Genomic DNA, 19121 nt, shown 5'->3' on the forward strand with positions numbered 1-19121 from the left:
CGGACCACCGCCGGGGCTCCGCCCCTAGACTCCGCTCCTCAAACGCCGGAGGGGCTGGATACAAGCCCCGGAGGGGCTCGAACTCAAGCCCCCGGCCCGCCCCTCTCCCGAGCCAAGCGCTCGTAGTACCGCAGCAGTTCCACGTCGTCCACCGAGCCCGGGTTCACCGCCTTGTCCAAAGACGTGCCCTGGAGGAGGCGCTTGACCGGGACCTCGATGCGTTTGCCGGTGAGGGTGTGGGGGACGCCGGGGACCTCGATGACCTCGTCGGGGACGTGGCGGGGGGAGAGCTGGGTGCGGATGGTGGTTTTGATGCGGGTCAGGAGTTCTTCGTTGAGGGTGGCCCCGGGGGCCAGGTGGACGAAGAGGGGCATCCAGTAGCCGCCGTCGGGTTGTTCGACGCCGATGACGAGGGATTCGCGGATCTCGGGGAGGCGTTCCACCGCCTCGTAGATGTCGGCGGAGCCCATTCGGACGCCCTGGCGGTTGAGGGTGGAATCGGAGCGGCCGTGGATGATCACGGTGCCGCGGGAGGTCAGGGTGATCCAGTCGCCGTGGCGCCAGGCGCCGGGGAACATCTCGAAGTAGCTGTCGCGGTAGCGGGCCCCGTCGGGGTCGTTCCAGAAGCGGACCGGCATCGACGGCATGGGGCGGGCCACGATCAGTTCGCCGACCTCGTCGACGACCGGTTCGCCCTGCGGGTCCCACGCCTGGAGGTCGGTGCCGAGGCCGGGGGCCTGGAGTTCGCCGATGTAGACGGGGAGGGTGGGCACTGCTCCCGCGAAGCAGCTGCACACGTCGGTGCCGCCGCTGACGGAGGCGATCCACATGTCCTCGGCCACCTCGTCGTGGATCCACCGGAAGCCGTCGGGCGGCAGGGGCGAGCCGGTGGTGGCGACGCATTTCACGGCGGAGAGGTCGAAGTCGCGGCCCGGGTGGACCTCGGCCTTGCGGCAGGCCATGACGTACGCGGCGGAGGTGCCGTAGAGCGTGGTGCCGGTGCGCTCGGCGACGCGCCACTGGGCGGCGGTGTCCGGGTAGCCGGGGCTGCCGTCGTAGAGGACGACGGTGGCGCCGACCAGCAGGCCGGACACCAGGAAGTTCCACATCATCCAGCCGGTGGAGGTGTACCAGAAGAAGCGGTCTTCGGGGCCGAGGTCGCAGTGGAGGCCGAGCTGCTTGAGGTGTTCGAGCAGGATGCCGCCCTGGGACTGGACGATCGCCTTGGGCAGGCCGGTGGTGCCGGAGGAGTAGAGCACCCACAGGGGGTGGTCGAAGGGGAGCTGTTCGAAGACCGGCTCCACCGGTTCGCGGACGATGTCGTCCCACACCAGTGTGGACTCGGGGGCGGGGGTGCCCAGCACCGGGATGTGGACGACGGCGCGCAGGCTGGGCAGCTCGGCGCGCAGCTCGGTCACGGTGGCGGTGCGGTCGTGGGTCTTTCCGCCGTAGCGGTAGCCGTCGACGGTGAAGAGCACCACCGGTTCGACCTGCTGGAAGCGGTCCAGGACGCTGCGGGCGCCGAAGTCGGGGGCGCAGGAGGTCCATACGGCGCCGACCGCGGCGGCGGCCAGGAGGGCCACCGTGGCCTGGGGGATGTTGGGGACATAGCCGCTGACCCGGTCACCCGGGCGGACACCGAGCCGGCGCAGCTCGGCGGCGACCGCGCCGACCTGGCCGCGCAGCTCGGCCCAGCTGACCGGGCGCGGGTCCTGGACCTCGTCGACGTGGAGCAGCGCGGGGCCGTCGGCGCGGGCGGGGTCCTCGGCGGCGCGCAGCGCGTGCTCGGCGTAGTTGAGGGTGGCGCCGGGGAACCAGCGGGCACCGGGCATGGTGGCGTCCGCGAGCACCCGCTCGTACGGAGTGGCGAAGCGCACCTCGAACCATTCGGCGACCGCCCGCCAGAAGGTCTCCAGTTCCGCCACCGACCAGCGGTGCAGCGCGGCGTAGCTCGCGGTCGGGTCGTCCGGGGCGGGCGCCGGCGCGCCGTGCCGCTCGGCCGCCCAGGCGTGGAAGGCGGTCAGCCGGGACCGGGCGATCCGGTCCGCGCCGGGCTGCCACAGGGGGTGCGGCCGGTGGTCGGAGTGGGCTGCGGTGGTCATGGGTGTCGGCTCCCGGGCTGTCCGCGCCGGATGTGTCCACGGGGGCACATCCGCCTCGTATGCGTCCGGTCAGGACGATGCCATGTGATCGACTCCGGCACCAGGGGGGCCACTCCACATCACAGGCCGGGATCATGTGCGGGGACCACAGGTGAACGGCAGTTGAACCAAGTCTCTGCCGAGCGTCGGCAATGGCAGGCTGATCAGTATGGATGCGCGTGACCTGGTGCGGTCGGAGAAGCTGGTGCGGTCGGTGAGGGTGCTCTGCACGGCGCGGGGGCTGCGGTCACTGCGCGCGGCGTGGCGGCGTCGGCGTTCCGACGCGGCCGCGCTGCCCCGCCGGGGCACTGAGCTGGCCCGGGTGCCGGGTGCGGTGCAGGGGGCCGATCCGGAGCCGGGGGGCGGGGTGGTGCGGTTCGCGCGGTCCTCGCTGCGGGTGCGGGTGACCACGGGCGGCGCGGTGTTCTGCGGCTGGGACGGGGCCGAGCCGGAGCCGTCGTACGCGCTGGACGGGCCCTGCCCGGAGGCGGACGAGCGGGCGGTGCTGGAGCCGGACACCGGCGGCGGCTGGCGGGTGGTGTCCGAACGGGTCACGGTGATGGTGGGGCGGACCGGGACGGTGGAGGTGCGCACTCCGGGCGGGGTGGTGCTGCGGCGGGATCTGCCGCCGCGGTGGTGGGAGCCGGCCGGGGCGCGGGGGCCGGTGGCGGCCGGGGTGGGGTCAGGGCTCGGGACGCGGTCAGGGCACAGGGCGGGGTCCGCGGAGCCGGGGCCGGCTGTGGGGCTCGCGGAGCCGGGGCTGGGCACGGGGTCCCGGGAACCGGGGCTGGGCACGGGGTCCCGGGAACCGGGGCTGGGCGCGGGGCTCGCCGAGCCGGGTGCGGCGCCAAGGCTCGCGGAGCCGGAGGCAGGGGCGGGGGCGGGGCCCTCGAAGCCCGGGGCCGGGGCGGTGGCGGGGCCCTCGGAGCCGGGTGCGGTCCCCGGGCCCGCGGAGCCGGGGCTCGGGGCGGGGCTGGTCGGGGAGGGGGCCCGCTGGCTCCAGCTGTCCGAAGTGGCCGCGGACGCGCGCTTCTTCGGGCTCGGCGGACGGGCCTCCGGGCCCCGGCTGCGGGACGGGGCGTACCGGCTGTGGAACACCGATCCCGGCGGCAGCTTCGAGCCGGGCGACGATCCGCTGTACCTGACCATGCCGGTACAGCTGGTGGTGGCCGACGCGGGCACCCATCTGGTGTTCCACGACAACTCCTGGGACGGCACGGTCACCCTGCGGGAGGGCGAGGAGGGCGCGGGCTCCGGCCACGACCGGCCCGGCCGCTGCCGGACGCGGATGGAGGGCGGCCCGCTGCGCTACTGGGTGATCGTGGGCACCACCCCGGCGCGGGTGCTGCACGGCTGGACGGCGCTGACCGGCGCCCCGGCGGTGCCGCCGCGGTGGGCGCTCGGCCATCACCACGCGCGCTGGGGGTTCCGCGACGCGGCGGAGGTCCGGCGGGTGGTGGCGGGCTACCGGGAGCGGGATCTGCCGCTGTCCGCGCTGCATCTGGACATCGACCACTTCATCGGCCACCGGGTGTTCACGGTGGACGGCACGCGCTTCCCCAATCTGCCGGGGCTCGCCGCCGAGCTGCTCGGGGACGGGGTGCGGCTGGTGTCGATCGTCGACCCGGCGGTGAAGGCGGAGCCGGGCAACGCGGTGTACGAGAGCGGGGCGGCGGACGACGTCTTCGTACGCGACGCCCGGGGGCGTGAGGTGCGCGGGGTGGTGTGGGCGGGCGAGTCGGTGTTCCCCGACTTCACCGATCCCCGGGTGCGCAAATGGTGGGGCGGGCTGTACGCGGAGCGGCTGGCGCAGGGCTTCTCCGGGGTGTGGCACGACATGAACGAGCCGGTGTCGTTCGCCGCCTTCGGGGAGACCACGCTGCCGCGCTCGGCCCGGCACGCCCTGGAGGGCCGGGGCGGCGACCACCGCGAGGCGCACAACGTCTACGGGCTGGCGATGGCGCGGGCGGGTTACGAGGGGCTGTGCGAGCTGCGCCCCGGCGAGCGGCCGTTTCTCTTCTCGCGCTCGGGGTGGGCGGGGCTCCAGCGGTACGGGGGCAGCTGGTCCGGCGATGTGGCCACGGGCTGGGCGGGGCTGCGGGCCTCGCTGTCGCTGGTGATCGGGCTGGGCCTGTCCGGGGTGCCGTATTCGGGGCCCGACATCGGTGGCTTCACCGGCCACCCCTCCCCCGAGCTGTATCTGCGGTGGTTCCAGCTGGGCGCGTATCTGCCGCTGTTCCGCACCCATTCGGCGATCTCGGCGGGGCGGCGGGAGCCGTGGGAGTTCGGCTCTGAGGTGCTGGAGCACGCGGCGGCGGCGCTGCGCGAACGGCAGCGGCTGCTGCCGTACTTCACCACGCTGGCGCAGCTCGCCGCGCGCACCGGCGCCCCCTATGTGCGGCCCGTGTGGTGGCGGACGCCCAAGGACCGGGCGCTGCGCGACTGCGAGGACGCCTTTCTGCTGGGGGACGCGCTGCTGGTGGCGCCGGTGCTGGAGGAGGGCGCCCGCCGTCGCCCGGTCCGGCTGCCGCGCGGCCGCTGGTACGACACGGTGACCGGCCGGGCGTACCACGGCCCCGGCCAGGTGGTGCTGGACGCTCCCCTGTCGGGCGTCCCGGTGCTGGCCCGGGCCGGTTCGGTGATACCGGTGGCGGCACCCGGCGGCGGGGTGGAGCTGGAGGTGTGGACCCCGTGCCAGGGCCGCAAGGGCGCGGGCGCGGGCTCGCTGGCCGTGGACACGGGCGACGGCTGGGAGAAGCCGGAATTGCTGCGCTTCACCACCCGGCTGCGGGACGGCGAGGTGACGATCGAGCGCGAGGGCGGCGGTGAGGTGGGCTACCCGATACGGATACGCGGTGTGGCCCCGCCCCCCGAGGACCGCCGCGGCCTCCGAACGAGCTGACCGCAACGCGCGGCCTGCCCGCTGCGCCCCCGAGTGGCACGCCGGGCTGCGGACGAGGGCCGAAGCGCGCCCCGGCGGAAACGGCCCCGGCCAAAGCTGTCCGCCCTGGACCACCGTGCGATGGTCGGCAGCGGGAGCCCTGACGGCTCGGCGAGGGGCCGTCGGCGGAAGCAGTTCGCGGCGGCGAGCGGCGAGCCGCGCCCGGACGGCCGGGGTGCCGGGACGCCAGGACCGGTCGCGATACGGCAAGCCGAGGCAGCCCCTCGCAGGAAACCGACTCGCAGGAAACCGACTCGCAGAAAGCCGACTCGCCGAAAGCCGGCCGCCGCGTGGAGACCCCGCGGCTACGGCGCCGGGGATACCCCGCGGCCGCGGGCTTGTTTTCGCTTCTCGGGGTGGGATAAGTGATGGGCATGCCAAGACTCGCCGTCGCGCTGCGTGCGCTCGCTCTGCCCGTTGCCGCTCTGCTGGCCGTCGCGCCGTACACCCCGGCGCAGGCGAAGGCGGAGCCCAAGGCTCCAAAGGAGTTCGTGGCTCTCCGGGACGTCGATCCGACGATCCGGCAGGAGATCCGCTACTTCACGCCGCACAACTTCACCGGCGATCCGGTGGACGGCTACCGCCGGCCGATGTGCCTCCTGACCCGCCCGGCCGCCGAGGCGCTGCGTCGGGCGCAGCGTCAACTGCTGCGGCGCGGCTACACCTTGAAGGTGTACGACTGCTATCGGCCGCAGCGCGCGGTGAACGACTTCGTCGAATGGGCCAAGGATCTGGGCGATCAACGGATGAAGGGCGAGTTCTATCCGGAGGTCGACAAGACGCGGCTGTTCGAGGACGGCTATATCGCCGAGAAGTCGGGGCACAGCCGGGGCAGCACCGTGGATCTGACGATCGCGCGGCTGCCCGCGCCGCCCACGCGTCCGTATGTGCCGGGCGAGAAGCTGGTGCCGTGTTACGCGGCCAAGAAGGACCGCTTCCCGGACAACTCGGTGGACATGGGCACCGGGTACGACTGCTTCGACACGCGCTCGCATACGCTCGATCCGCGGATCAAGGGTGTGCAGCGGGCCAACCGGCTGCTGCTCAAGGGCACGTTGGAGAAGCTCGGGTTCGTCAATCTGGCCGAGGAGTGGTGGCACTACACCTTCAAGCCGGAGCTGTTCCCGGACACCTACTTCGACTTTCCCGTCTCGCGCCGCTCGCTGAGCGGCTGACCTGCTGAGCGCGCCTCACAGCCGTCCCCCCGCCGTGTCCGAGGACAGCCGCTGGGCGATGTACACGGGCACCACGGACACCAGGATGAGCAGCGCGGCCACGACGTTGACGACGGGGGCCTGGTGCGGGCGGGCCAGGTTCTCGTAGATCCAGATGGGCAGGGTGCGGGTGCCGGGCCCGGCGGTGAAGGTCGTGACGACGATCTCGTCGAAGGAGAGCGCGAAGGCCAGCAGCCCGCCCGCGAAGAGCGCCGAGCGCATGGCGGGGAAGGTGACGTACCGGAAGGTCTGCCAGGAGCGGGCCCCGAGGTCGGCGGACGCCTCGGCCAGGGAGGGCGCGATACGGCGCAGCCGGGCGCCGATGTTGTTGAAGACGATGACGACGCAGAACGTGGCGTGCCCGACGACCACCGTGAACAGGCCGAAGCCGATGCCGATCGGGTCGAGGACGGTGCGGAACGCGGCGTTGAGGGCGATGCCGCTCACGATGCCGGGCAGCGCGATCGGCAGGACGAGCAGGAAGGACACGGTCCGCCGGCCGAAGAAGCGGTACCGGTGGACGGCGTACGCGGCCAGCGTGCCGAGCACCAGGGCGATCGCGGTGGCGGCGAGTCCGGCCTTGAGCGAGGTGAGCAGGGCTTCGCGGGCGCCGTCGCTGTGCAGGGCGGCCCGCCACCAGCGGCCGGTGAGTCCGCTGGGCGGCCAGCCGAAGGAGCGGTCGGCGTTGAAGGAGTTGAGCAGCACCAGCAGCAGCGGGACGTAGACGATCGCGAGGCCGGCCGCGGTGACACAGCCGAGGACCACTCGGGCGGTGCGCGAGAGGCGCATGGGCCCACCTCCTGGGGGCGACTGGGGCGACGGGAGCGGCTGGGGCGACGGGAGCGGCTAGAGCGAGTCGAGGGCGCCCGCACGGCGTACGGCGGCCAGGTAGCAGACGATGAGGACCACCGGTACGGCGGAGAGCGCGGCGGCCATCGGCAGGTCCAGGGTGACCTGTGAGGCGATGACATTGCCCAGCAGTTGGGTCTTGCCGCCGACGATCTGCACGGTGAGGTAGTCACCCAGGCTGAGCGAGAAGGTGAAGACGGACCCGGCGAGCACAGCGGGGCGTACGGCGGGCAGGACGACGGAGCGCAGGGTCCGCCAGGCGCCGGCGCCGAGGTCGGCCGAGGCCTCCAGCAACCGCTCGGGGAGCCGTTCCAGGGCCGCGTACACCGGCAGGATCATGTACGGCAGCCAGAGGTAGGCGAGGACGATGACGACGGCGGTGGTGCCGTAGCCGGGCCCGTGCAGCCCGAACGGGCCGAGGGCGGCGCCCACCACGCCGTCCTCGCCCAGCATGACCCGCCAGGCGTACGCCTTGACCAGATAGCCGGCCCACAGCGGGGTGAGCACGGCGACCAGCAGCGGCCGCCGCCACCGCCGCCCCGCGACCCGCGCCATGCAGAACGCCATGGGCAGGGCGAGGAGCGCGTCGATGACCGTGACGGCGACCGCGATGGACAGGGTGCGCAGGGCGATGGTGCGGTAGACGGGGGTGGTCAGCAGTTCGTGGAAGTTGTCGGTGTTCCAGGTGTGGACGACATCGGAGGTGAAGGAGTCGGTGGCCCAGAAGGCCGACAGCAGCAGGATCGCGAGCGAGCCCAGATAGGCCAGGGTCAGCCAGAGCAGGGGCGGGGCGAGGAGCGCGGTGAGGCGCAGCCGCGAGCCAGAGGTGGGCGCGGCGGGCATCTCAGCCCTTGACCTCCGTCCAGGCCCGGGTCCACTGGGCGTAGTCGGTGCAGGTGGCGTCCTTACGGCCGTCGAGGCACTCCTTGATGGGCGTGGTCCAGAAGTGGACGCGCTGGAAGTACTTCTCGTCGTCCGCGTGGAAGATCGCGCAGTGGTTCGGGTCGGAGGTCTCGGCGCACGCCTTACGGTTGGACGGCGCCTCGCCGAAGTACTCCGCGACCTGGGCGTTGGCCTTGGGCGAAACGATCCAGTCGAGCCACTTGTAGGCGCAGTTGGGGTGCTCGGCCTTGCTGGACACCATCCAGGTGTCGGACCAGCCGGTGGCGCCCTCCTTGGGGAGCACCGCCTTGACCGGGGCCTTCTCGGCCTTGGTGAGGTTGGCGATGACCTGCCAGGTGGTGCCGATGACGCTGTCGCCGCCCTTGAAGGCGGTGATCTCCTTCTGGTAGTCGCTCCAGTACTCCCCCACCGCCTTGTGCTGCTTCTCCAGCAGGGAGACGGCCGCGTCGAGCTGCTTCTGGTCGAGCGCGTAGGGGTTCTTGATGCCGAGCGAGGGCTTGGCGCGCATCAGGTAGAGCGCGGCGTCGGCGATGTAGATGGGCGAGTCGTAGGCGGTGACGTGCCCTCCGTACCGCGCGGAGTCGTCGAAGACGGCGCGCCAGGAGTCGGGCGCGGGCTTCACCTTGTCGGTGCGGTACATGAGGAGGTTGGCGCCCCGGCCGTGCGGAATGCCGTACATCCGGCCGTCCTTGGAGTTGAACGGCTGATTTTTGAGGGCCGGGAAGATGTCCTTGTAGTTGGGGACCAGCTTGGTGTTGACGGGGGCCGCGTCGCCGGAGGCGATGAGGCGCAGGGTGGCGTCGCCGGAGGCGGAGACCGTGTCGTACTGCCCGGTCTTCATCAGCGAGACCATCTCGTCGGAGGTGCCGGCCGTCTTGGTGTTCACCTGGCAGCCGGTCTTCTTCTCGAACGGGTGAACCCAGTCCACCTTGGGGTCGTTGGAGCCGTCCTCGGCGTAGCCGGCCCAGGCGATGATGTTGACCTTGCCCTCGCCCTTACCGAGCTTGTCGGGTGCGTGGCCGCCCTTGTCGTCGCCGCCGCCCGAGCCGCACCCGGCCGCGGCAAGCAGCAGCGCGCAGACGGCGGCCGCGGACCTCCACGCAGATGTCTTCCGTTTCCGCATCCGGTCCTCCTCGTCCCACTAGGCACTTGAGGCCCGGCCAGTATCGGGCGGTCGGTGGGCCCTCGCCAGGGTGCCGTCGGCAATGACAAGGTCAACTCGGCACCGGGAAGGCGTCCTTCTCGTCCCAGGACAGCCCGATCTCGCCGTCCAGACGGGCGGATTGAGGGAGTCCGTCGAGGTTCTGGCGGAGCACGGTGAGCCGGTCGCCGTGCGGAAGCGCGATGGTGAAGCGGGTGTGCGCCCCGGCGTGCACGATGTCGGTGATGCGCCCCGTGACGGCCCGTCGGCCGCCAGGGAGCGGCTCCGCGGGCGGCTCCGCGGGCGGTTCCGCGGGCGGTTCCGCGGGGTCCGTGAGCAGGATCCGCTCCGGCCGGATGGAGAACGTGCCGGGGCGGCCCACGACACGCACCGCGGCCTCGCCGCGCAGCAGGTTGGTGGTGCCGACGAAGCCCGCGACGAAGGCGGTGGCGGGGCGTTCGTACACCTCGACCGGCGGGCCGGTCTGCTCGACGCGGCCGTCGCGCACCACGGCGATGCGGTCGCTCATGGTCAGCGCCTCGTCCTGGTCGTGGGTGACCAGGAGGAAGGTGATGCCGGTGGTCCGCTGCAACTCCTTGAGCTCGGTCTGCATCTCCTGCCGCAGCGCCAGGTCGAGCGCGCCGAGCGGTTCGTCGAGCAGCAGCACGGCGGGCCGGTCGACGAGGGCGCGGGCGAGGGCGACGCGCTGGCGCTGGCCGCCGGAGAGCTCGGCGGGGCGGCGGTCGGCGAAGCCGTCCAGCCGTACGGTGGTCAGCGCCTCGCGGGCGCGGGCGAGCCGCTCGGCCTTGCGGACGCCGCGCACGGTCAGCGCGTAGGCCACGTTCTGCTCGACGCTCATATGCGGGAAGAGCGCGTAGTCCTGGAAGACGGTGTGCGCGTCGCGGCGGTTGGGGGGCGTCGCGGTGACGTCGTCCCCGGCGAGTTCGATACGCCCCGCGGTGGGCTGTTCGAAACCCGCGACCAGCCGCAGCAGGGTGGTCTTCCCCGAGCCGGACGGGCCGAGCAGCGAGAAGAACTCGCCCTCGCGGACGGTGAGATCGACGGCGTCCACCGCGCGCACCGTCCCGAAGTCCTTGGTGACGGCCTCGAGCCGGACGGCCGTGCGCGTCGTCGTGGTCCCGGTCCGGGCCCTGGTCTCCGTCTCCGCCACCGACCGCTCCCCTCGCCCTTCGGCTGATCAGGCCCGTGATCGCGGCCCGTGATCGCGGCCTGTGATCGCGGTCACTGTACCGGGGTTACGCGCGCCGCGGTCCCCGTGCCACACTTCTGACACATCGTCAGTTACGAGGTATCGGGAGGGGCCGTGTCCCCCACGCGTGTGCCCGTGGTCGACGGGTGGTTCAGCGACGAGGGCGGGGAGTTCCGGCTGCTGGGGACGTGCTGCCGGGACTGCGGGGCGGTGTACTTCCCCCGGGAGGACGCCTTCTGCCGTGTCCCCGGCTGCGCGGGCACCGAGCCGGTGGAGGTGCCGCTGTCCCGCCGCGGGCGGGTGTGGTCCTTCACCGACGGCCGCTACCGGCCACCCGCCCCCTACCCGTCCGGCCCCGAGGGCGAGTGGCGGCCCTACACACTCATCGCCGTGGAGCTGGCCGCCGAGCGGATGGTGGTGCTGGGGCAGGGCGCCCCCGGGGTGACCGTGGCCGATCTGGCCGTGGGCATGGAGGTCGAGGTGGTGCCGGGGGTGCTGGCCGAGGAGGACGGGCGCACCCTCACCACCTGGCACTGGCGGCCCGTTTCCGAGGAACGGCCCGTCCCCGGGGAGCGGCCGGTTCTCGAAGAGCGACCGGTGCCCGAAGAGCGACCGGTGCCCGACGAGCGGCCCGCCCCCGGGGAGGCGTCATGACCGGTGAGGTGGCGGTGCTCGGCGCGGGGATGCACCCCTGGGGGAAGTGGGGCCGCGGCTTCGTGGAGTACGGCACGAAGGCGGCGCGGGCCGCGCTCGCGGACGCCGGGCTCGAGTGGTCCGCGATCCAGTCCGTGGTCGGCGCCAACACCGTGCGCTGCGGCTACCCCGGGCAGGTCGCGGGCGCGACCTTCGCCAAGGCGCTGGGCTGGCAGGGCGCCCGTGTCACCAGCGTCTACGCGGCCTGCGCGTCCGGCGCGCGGGCCATCGACACCGCCCGCGCCCAGATCCTCTCCGGGATGGCGGACACGGTGTTGGTGGTGGGCTCCGACGCGGCGCCCAAGGGGTTCTTCGCCCCGGCGGGCGGTGAGCGGCCGGACGATCCGGACTGGCTGCGCTTCCGGGTGCTGGGCGCCACCAACCCCGCCTACTTCGCGCTCTGGGCGCGCCGCCGGATGGCGCTCTACGGCGACACGGCCGAGGACTTCGCGCGGGTGAAGGTGAAGAACGCGGCCGCGGGCGCCGCCAATCCGTACGCCCGCTACCGCTCCCCCGTCACCGCCGAGGAGGTCGCCGCGTCCCCGGTCGTCGCCGATCCGCTGCGGCTGCTGGACATCTGCGCGACCTCCGACGGGGCGGCCGCGCTGGTGCTCGGCAGCGTGGACACGGCGCGGCGGCTCGGGATGGCGCGCCCGGTCCGCATCCGCGCCGTCTCGTCGGTCTCCCCCACCCATCCGCGCACCGCGCTGGACCTGCCGGAGATCGCGACCGACTCCGCCCCGCCGGGCTCCCCGGTCCCCGATCCGTTCCGCCCCTCGATCGCGCGGGCGGCGTACGAGGAGGCGGGTCTCGGGCCGGAGGATCTGTCGCTTGCCGAGGTGTACGACCTGTCCACCGCCCTGGAGCTGGAGTGGTACGAGGACCTGGGGCTGTGCGCGCCCGGGGAGGGCGCGAAGCTGCTCCGCGAGGGGGCCACCGCGCCGGGCGGGCGGATTCCGGTCAATCCGAGCGGGGGGCTGGCGTCCTTCGGGGAGGCGGTTCCGGCGCAGGCGATCGCCCAGGTGTGTGAGCTGACCTGGCAGTTGCGCGGGCAGGCGGGCGACCGGCAGGTGCCGGGCGCACGCGCCGGAATCACCGTCAACCAGGGGCTGTTCGGGCACGGCTCGTCGGTCGTCGCGGTCCGCTGAGCGGGCGCCCGAGCAGTAACTCCCCGATGGCCGCCGGGTGGCCGTGTGGTGACCGCCCGGTGCCCAAGTGGTGCCCGAGTGTGCCGCGATACCAGGGCAACGCCCTTACGGTTGTCACGAACACCGTTGCCGTCCACCACCTTGACGCTCCCTGACCACCGGTGAACACTGCTGCGGTGTCAGTCGGCGTCGCCGCGCGCAGGCTCTCTCCACGGTCACCCCCCATGGGCGATTCCGATGCACCCGCACGCTCGAAACGACCCAGCACGGAGGACCGGGGCCACCCGCCCCGGGCGAGGTCCTAGGAGCCGCCATGAGCAATGGGGACATCTTCACCGGTGAGGTCATCGGCACCGCGATACTGATTCTCTTCGGCGCGGGCGTGTGCGCCGCCGTCACCCTGAACCACTCCAAGGCCAAGTCGGCCGGGTGGATCGTCATCGCCTTCGGCTGGGGCTTCGGCGTCATGGCCGGCGCGTACACCGCGGCCCCGCTGTCCGGCGCCCATCTGAATCCGGCGGTGACCGTCGGCGTCGCCGTGGACACCGGCGACTGGGACAAGGTGCCGCTCTACATCCTCGGCCAGCTGGTGGGCGCCGTGATCGGCGCGGTGCTGACCTGGGCGCTGTACTACGCGCAGTTCGCCGCCAACGCCGACGAGAAGACCGTCCTGCCCACGCTCGGGGTCTTCTCCACCGTCCCGGAGATCCGGAATCCGGTGGCCAACCTCGTGACCGAGATCATCGCGACGGCCGCGCTGGTGCTGCCGCTGCTCGCGTTCGGCCAGGTCGACGGCATCGGGATCGGCCCGGTCACCGAGGGCGGCGGCACCGCGGTGCTCGGCTCGGGCATCTCCGTCCTGCTCGTCGCCTTCCTGGTGGTCGGCATCGGCCTCTCCCTGGGCGGGCCCACCGGCTACGCCATCAACCCGGCGCGCGACCTCGGGCCACGCCTCGCCCACGCCCTGCTGCCCATCCCCAACAAGGGCACCTCGGACTGGGGTTATGCCTGGATACCGGTGGTGGGCCCGCTGATCGGGGCCGTGCTGGCGGGTCTCGTCTTCAACGCAGCCTTCTGACCGAAGGAGACGCCATGCCGCATCCGACGGACACGTACGTCGCCGCGATCGACCAGGGCACCACCTCCAGCCGCTGCATCATCTTCGACCGGAACGGCGCGATCGTCGCCGTCGACCAGCGCGAGCACCGCCAGATCTTCCCCAAGCCCGGCTGGGTGGAGCACGACGCCACCGAGATCTGGTCCAAGGTGCAGGCCGTGGTGGCCGGTGCGCTGGCCAAGGCGGGGCTGCGGGCCGACGAGCTGACCGCGCTGGGCATCACCAACCAGCGCGAGACGACGGTCCTGTGGGACCGCCGCACCGGCAAACCGGTGCACAACGCGATCGTCTGGCAGGACACCCGCACCTCCGGCCTGTGCGAGGAACTCGGCGGCGAGGTGGGCCAGGACCGCTTCCGGGACACCACCGGACTGCCGCTGGCCAGCTACTTCTCCGGGCCCAAGGCGGCCTGGCTGCTGGACCACGTACCCGGGCTGCGCCGCCGCGCCGAGATGGGCGAGATCGCCTTCGGCACCATCGACTCCTGGCTGATCTGGAACCTCACCGGCGGCACCGACGGCGGGGTGCACGTCACCGATGTGACCAACGCCGGACGCACCCTGCTGATGGATCTGCGGACCCTCCAGTGGGACGCCTCGATCCTCTCCGCGATGGGCCTCCCGGAGGCGATGCTGCCGGAGATCCGCTCCTCCGCCGAGGTGTACGGCACGGCGGTCGGACAGCTGGCCGGTGTGCCGGTGGCCTCCGCGCTCGGCGATCAGCAGGCCGCCGTCTTCGGTCAGACCTGCTACGGCGTCGGCGAGGCCAAGAACACCTATGGCACCGGCAGCTTCCTGCTGCTGAACACCGGTGAGCGCCCGGTGCCGTCCAAGAGCGGGCTGCTGACCACGATGGGCTACCGGCTCGGCGGTGAGCGGCCCGTCTACTGCCTGGAGGGATCGATCGCGATCACCGGCGCGCTGGTGCAGTGGTTCCGCGACCAACTGGGCATCATCCGCTCCGCCGACGAGATCGAACCGCTCGCCGCGAGCGTGGACGACAACGGCGGGGCGTACATCGTCCCGGCCTTCTCCGGGCTGTTCGCCCCGTACTGGCGCTCGGACGCCCGCGGTGTGATCACCGGCCTCACCCGCTATGTCACCAAGGCGCATCTGGCCCGTGCCGTCCTGGAGGCGACCAGCTGGCAGACGCGCGAGGTGGTCGACGCGATGTACCAGGACTCCGGGGTGCGGATCAGCACGCTCAAGGTCGACGGCGGGATGACCGCGAACGACCTGCTGATGCAGCACCAGGCCGATGTGCTGGGCGTTCCGGTGATCCGTCCGGTGGTCGCCGAGACCACCTGTCTGGGCGCGGCGTACGCGGCCGGGCTCGCCACCGGCGCCTGGCAGGACCTGGACGAGCTGCGGGCCCACTGGAAGCGGGACGCCGAGTGGGCCCCGCGGATGTCCGAGGAGGAGCGGACGCGCGAGTACGGGAACTGGCGCATGGCGGTGGAGCGCAGCTTCGGCTGGCACCGGGAGGGGCAGCGGGACGAGGACTCCTGAGCCGTCACCCCGCGCCCACGAACGGCGGTTCGTACCGCCGGCGGGAACGGCGGCCCGTACCCCGGACGGCGGGGTGCGGGCCGTGCCGTTCAGCCCCGTGCGGAAGCCAGCATCGCGTGCTCCACCACCGAGATCAGCACATGCTTGGCCGACTCGCGCTCCCGGGCGTCGCACAGGACGACCGGGGTGCCCGGGTCGAGGTCCAGGGCGTCGCGCACCGAGTCCTCCGGATAGCGGTCGGCCCCCTCGAAGCAGTTGACGGCCACGGTGAAGGCGATGCTCCGCCGCTCGAAGTAGTCGATCGCGGCGAAGCAGTCCTCGAGACGGCGGGTGTCGGCCAGCACCACCGCGCCCAGCGCGCCGGTGGCCAGCTCGTCCCACAGGAACCAGAAGCGGTCCTGGCCCGGTGTGCCGAAGAGGTAGAGCACCAGATCCTCGCGGAGCGTGATGCGCCCGAAGTCCATGGCGACGGTGGTGGTCGTCTTGGACTCCACCCCCGCTATGTCGTCGACCGGCCGGCCCGCCTCGGTGAGGATCTCCTCGGTGCGCAGCGGTCTGATCTCGCTGACCGCGCCCACCAGGGTCGTCTTGCCCACTCCGAAGCCGCCGGCCACCAGTATCTTCAGCGTGACCGGTTCGACGATATGAGGGCGGCCCGGGTCAGAGTGCCCGTAGACCATTGATCACCTCGCGCAGAATCCTCTCGTCCGGCAGTTCCGCCGGAGGTACGGGCCGGGACACTCGGACGAGTGCGGCGTGGAGCAGATCGCCGATGAGCACACGGATCACGCCGATCGGAAGGTCGAGCTCCGCCGCCAGTTCGGCGACGGATTGCGGGCTGTCCCGGCTCAGCTCGACGATGTCGATGTGCTCCGGGGACAGCGTCTGGTCGGCGACGGTCCGGTGGCCGGCGCTGTCGGCGACGACCACCGCGATCAGATCCAGCTTCTCCTCGGCGGCGCTGCGGGTGCGTCCCCGCGTCATCGCGTAGGGCCTGACCACCGGTCCCGCCGCGTCGTCGAACCACCGGGCGGCGCGCTCCGGGTCTCCGCTCATTTCCGCCGGCCTCCGTCACCCGGTGGAGCGCGGGGCCGAGCCCAGATGCACGCCCACCCGCTTGACCAGCAGCGTCATCTCGTACGCTATCTGGCCCACATCGGAGTCGGCGTCCGCCAGGACGGCGAGACAGCTGCCGTCGCCGGCCGCGGTGACGAACAGGAAGGCGTCGTCGAGCTCGACGATGGTCTGCCGGACCCGGCCGACGTCGAAGTGACGGCCGACGCCCTTGGCGAGGCTGTGGAAGCCGGAGGCCACGGCGGCCAGGTGTTCACCGTCCTCCCGGGACAGATCGCGTGAGCCGCCGGTGGGGAGTCCGTCCCCGGAGAGCACCAGCGCCTTGCGGATGCTGCCCACTCTTCCGACCAGTTCGTCCAGCAGCCAGTTCAGCTCGCCCGACGCGTTGGGCGATCCGTTGGGCGCTGCGGCGTTCGATGCGGTCATCGACCGTCCCCCTCATGTGTCGTTCCCGGGCTTGCGTCCGCGCCTCCGGATCCGGTGGCCGACTGCCGCCGACCGCGCTGCCAACCCCGTTGGAGCGAAGCCATGGTGGCCCTCGCCTGCTCGGCTTCGCGCTCGGGATCGATCTCGGCAGGGGTTCGGTCGTCGGTCGGGGGTGCGGGGTCGTTCTTCAACTGCGGGGCCAGGCTGGCCTGCCGTACCCGCTTGGGGAGGCCGGAGGCCGCCCGCTGGGTGGGCACCGGGCTCTGCTCCGGGCCCCGGCGCTCCGGCCCCGTGCGCCGCGGGCCCTGGTCACGGCCCTGGTCACGGCCCTGGGCCTGGTCCTGGCCCTGGCCTTCGGAGCGCTCGGCCCAGGACGGCTGTCCCGGGCCCTGGCCACGGCCGTGCCGTCCGTTGGACGTGCCCTCGACCGGTCGGCCGTGGTCGGCGACCAGGACCGGCGGGACACGGCGGGGCAGCGGCGCGGGGCCGCCGCCCGTTTCGGGGACCGGGCCGTCCGGAGCCTGCTGATGCTGCTCCACGGTGGACGGGACGGGTCCGGTGCGCCCGGACTGGCGCGCCTGCAGGTCGCGGGCGCGGAAGATGCCGCCCGCCTCGTCGTCCTCGTCGGCGTCCTCGTGCGTCAGGGACGCGGTCAGGGAGGCGAGCTGGGAGGCCGGCTCGGCCGCATCGGCGGGCCCGAGCCGGACGTCGCCCACGCCGTGCCGCGCGGTCTCGGTGTGACGGCCGCCGGTGTCGCGGTCGTCGGTGTCCCCCCGGGTGCCGTCGTCGGTCAGCAGCTTGGAGGGGATGAGCACGATGGCCGTGGTGCCGCCGTACGGGGAGGGCTGGAGCGAGACCCGCACCCCCTGCCGCTGGGCGAGCCGGCTGACCACGAACAGCCCGAGCCGGTCGGTGTCGGACAGCTCGAACTCGGGGGTCTCGGCGAGCCGGAGGTTGGCCTCCAGCAGCGCGTCGGGCGTCATGCCGAGACCGCGGTCGTGGATCTCCAGCGTGAAGCCCTTGGCGACCCGCTCGCCGTGCACCTGGACGGCCGTGTGCGGCGGCGAGAAGACGGTGGCGTTCTCCAGGAGTTCGGCGACGAGATGGGTGAGGTCGCCGACGGCCGGGCCGACGACCGCGATCCGGGGCAGCCGGCGGATCTCGATCCGCTCGTAGTCCTCCACCTCGCCGACGGCGGCGCGCACGACGTCCATCAGCTGGATCGGCTTGCGCCACTGCCGGGAGGGCGCCGCGCCGGAGAGGATGACCAGACCCTCGGCGTGCCGCCGCATACGGGTGGTCATGTGGTCAAGGCGGAACAGGTCGGACAGCTCGTCGGTGTCCTCGGTGCGCCGCTCCATGGTGTCGAGGAGGGTGAGCTGACGGTGCAGCAGCACCTGGCTGCGGCGGGCGAGGTTGACGAAGACCTCGGAGACGCCCTGGCGAAGTTCGGCCTGTTTCACCGCGGCCTCGACGGCGGCCCGCTGGAGGGTGTTGAGTGCCTGGCCGACCTGGCCCATCTCATCGGGGCCGTAGTCCAGCCGGGGCGCCTCGGTCTCCACGTCGATCTGCTCGCCCGCGCCGAGCCGGCGCATCACGCTCGGCAGCCGGACGCTGGCGACCTCCTGGGCGTCCCTGCGCAGCCGGGACAGATCGCGGACCAGGCTGCGGCCGATGCGGAACGAGACGAAGATGGAGACGATGAGGGCGGCCAGGCCGAGGATGCCGGCGGCCCCCGCCTTGAGCATCACGCTGCTGGCCACCGGGTCGATGCGCTTCTGGAGCCGGTCGGTGGCCTCATCGCCCAGCCGGTCGTAGTCGTTGAGGACGGGCTGGGCCGCGGCCTCCCAGTGCTCCTGGTCCAGCGACTTGATGGCGGTGGCGGGGTCCATCGAGGAGAGGATCTTGCCCTCGGCCACCCGCAGGGCGGCGGGGGCGGCGTTGGTGCGCCGGTAGTCGGCGAAGACCTTCTGCTCGGAGTCGGGGAGGATCGGCAGGTTGATCTCGTAGAGCAGGGTGCGCTCGGCGATGAGGTCGGACATCGCCTGGAGGTCCGCCAGCGTCATCTTGCGCGCCGTCAGCGCCGAGACGTACAGCGCGTCCTCGCGGGAGAGCGCCTCCCGGGCGCGGATCATGGCGACCAGCGCGCGGCCCTGTTTGTCGAGGTCGGTGTCGGGCACCGCGTGGAGGGAGCTGCGGAAGGTGTAGCAGAGGTCGACGAGCTTGTTGTAATACTCGTACGCCTGGGTCGAGGAGATGCCGTCGTCCTCGGCCTTGCGGCGCAGGCTGTCCAGTCCGTCCGCGGCCTTGAGGATGTTGTCGAGCTGTTCCTCGGAGTCGTCGTTCATCTTGCCGTGCACATTGCCGTCCGACTCGGCGGCCCGCAGCTTGTCGATCGCCTGGTCGGTTTTCCGCTGCAGGGAGTGGAGCACGGGCAGGGCGTCCGACTGCCGCGGGTCGGCCAGCAGGATGAGCGTCTGCCGGCGCTCCTTCTGGACGGCGTGCACCGCGTCCTCGGCCGGCTGGCCCGCCTTGTCGATGATGTCGGACGCGTCCAGCAGTTGCTTTGCCTCACGACCGGTGATCACCGTGGCGAAGGCCCAGATCGCCGTCAGTGACACGAGCGGCACCAGCAACAGCGCCACGATCTTCCTGCGGATGGACTTACCGCGAAAGCGCATGGCCTCCCTAACGTCAACCCCGAATTCCAGGGGCGGGGTTCCGAGTTCCGACATCGAGCGGGCGCGAGCCTACTA

14 protein-coding genes and 1 pseudogene are annotated in these 19121 nt (G+C 72.4%); 6 read left to right on the forward strand and 9 right to left on the reverse strand.

Going from position 1 to position 19121, the window contains the following annotated elements; all coding sequences use genetic code 11:
• Positions 1 to 83: 83 nt before the first annotated feature.
• Positions 84 to 2102: an acetoacetate--CoA ligase gene (locus tag NP777_RS06545; RefSeq protein WP_256649104.1), complete on the reverse strand. Its 2019-nt coding sequence runs from the start codon at positions 2100 to 2102 to the stop codon at positions 84 to 86.
• Between the two features lie 208 nt (positions 2103 to 2310).
• Here NP777_RS06545 and NP777_RS06550 point away from each other — a divergent pair, with 208 nt between their 5' ends.
• Positions 2311 to 5043, forward strand: a complete 2733-nt coding sequence (locus tag NP777_RS06550) for a TIM-barrel domain-containing protein (protein ID WP_256649105.1) — start codon at positions 2311 to 2313, stop codon at positions 5041 to 5043.
• A gap of 413 nt (positions 5044 to 5456) precedes the next feature.
• Entirely contained in the window at positions 5457 to 6257 is an 801-nt protein-coding gene (locus NP777_RS06555; RefSeq protein ID WP_256649486.1) for a M15 family metallopeptidase, read from the forward strand.
• 15 nt (positions 6258 to 6272) lie between these two features.
• Here the strand turns inward: NP777_RS06555 and NP777_RS06560 are convergent, their stop codons facing one another.
• From NP777_RS06560 to NP777_RS06575, 4 genes are all read right to left on the reverse strand, one after another.
• Positions 6273 to 7085: an ABC transporter permease gene (locus NP777_RS06560; RefSeq protein ID WP_086880336.1), complete on the reverse strand. Its 813-nt coding sequence runs from the start codon at positions 7083 to 7085 to the stop codon at positions 6273 to 6275.
• Positions 7086 to 7142: 57 nt separating this feature from the next.
• A complete protein-coding gene (locus NP777_RS06565) occupies positions 7143 to 7988 on the reverse strand; it encodes an ABC transporter permease (protein WP_256649106.1) in 846 nt (281 codons plus the stop codon).
• 1 nt (position 7989) lies between these two features.
• The gene (locus NP777_RS06570) at positions 7990 to 9171 is read right to left on the reverse strand and encodes an ABC transporter substrate-binding protein (protein ID WP_256649107.1); all 1182 of its coding nucleotides are present in this window, start codon (positions 9169 to 9171) and stop codon (positions 7990 to 7992) included.
• Between the two features lie 91 nt (positions 9172 to 9262).
• Entirely contained in the window at positions 9263 to 10360 is a 1098-nt protein-coding gene (locus tag NP777_RS06575; protein ID WP_256649108.1) for an ABC transporter ATP-binding protein, read from the reverse strand.
• Between the two features lie 153 nt (positions 10361 to 10513).
• Between NP777_RS06575 and NP777_RS06580 the strand changes: the two are divergent.
• The 4 genes and pseudogenes from NP777_RS06580 to glpK all read left to right on the forward strand — a co-directional run.
• Positions 10514 to 10954: pseudogene (locus NP777_RS06580) on the forward strand (Zn-ribbon domain-containing OB-fold protein); the annotation flags it as partial.
• Between the two features lie 95 nt (positions 10955 to 11049).
• A complete protein-coding gene (locus NP777_RS06585; protein ID WP_256649109.1) occupies positions 11050 to 12240 on the forward strand; it encodes a lipid-transfer protein in 1191 nt (396 codons plus the stop codon).
• 313 nt (positions 12241 to 12553) lie between these two features.
• Complete coding sequence (locus tag NP777_RS06590) at positions 12554 to 13318, forward strand: MIP/aquaporin family protein (RefSeq protein ID WP_256649110.1); 765 nt, start codon at positions 12554 to 12556, stop codon at positions 13316 to 13318.
• 14 nt (positions 13319 to 13332) lie between these two features.
• Positions 13333 to 14865, forward strand: coding sequence for a glycerol kinase GlpK (glpK, locus tag NP777_RS06595; protein WP_256649111.1), 1533 nt, complete (start codon positions 13333 to 13335; stop codon positions 14863 to 14865).
• A gap of 89 nt (positions 14866 to 14954) precedes the next feature.
• Here the strand turns inward: glpK and NP777_RS06600 are convergent, their stop codons facing one another.
• From NP777_RS06600 to NP777_RS06615, 4 genes are read right to left on the reverse strand one after another with little or no spacing between them, the layout of a single operon-like run.
• Positions 14955 to 15545 (reverse strand): GTP-binding protein, encoded by a 591-nt coding sequence (locus NP777_RS06600; RefSeq protein ID WP_256649112.1) that lies wholly within the window; start codon positions 15543 to 15545, stop codon positions 14955 to 14957.
• Positions 15526 to 15921, reverse strand: coding sequence for a DUF742 domain-containing protein (locus tag NP777_RS06605; RefSeq protein WP_256649113.1), 396 nt, complete (start codon positions 15919 to 15921; stop codon positions 15526 to 15528). The genes NP777_RS06600 and NP777_RS06605 overlap by 20 nt, the downstream gene beginning before the upstream one ends.
• A gap of 15 nt (positions 15922 to 15936) precedes the next feature.
• Positions 15937 to 16365 carry a roadblock/LC7 domain-containing protein gene (locus NP777_RS06610; protein WP_137976693.1) on the reverse strand — a complete coding sequence of 143 codons (429 nt, stop codon included), beginning with the start codon at positions 16363 to 16365 and terminating at the stop codon, positions 15937 to 15939.
• Positions 16362 to 19046: a sensor histidine kinase gene (locus NP777_RS06615; RefSeq protein WP_256649114.1), complete on the reverse strand. Its 2685-nt coding sequence runs from the start codon at positions 19044 to 19046 to the stop codon at positions 16362 to 16364. The genes NP777_RS06610 and NP777_RS06615 overlap by 4 nt, the downstream gene beginning before the upstream one ends.
• Between the last annotated feature and the right edge of the window lie 75 nt (positions 19047 to 19121).

The organism is Streptomyces rugosispiralis (assembly GCF_024505145.1).
Lineage (GTDB): Bacteria > Actinomycetota > Actinomycetes > Streptomycetales > Streptomycetaceae > Streptomyces > Streptomyces rugosispiralis.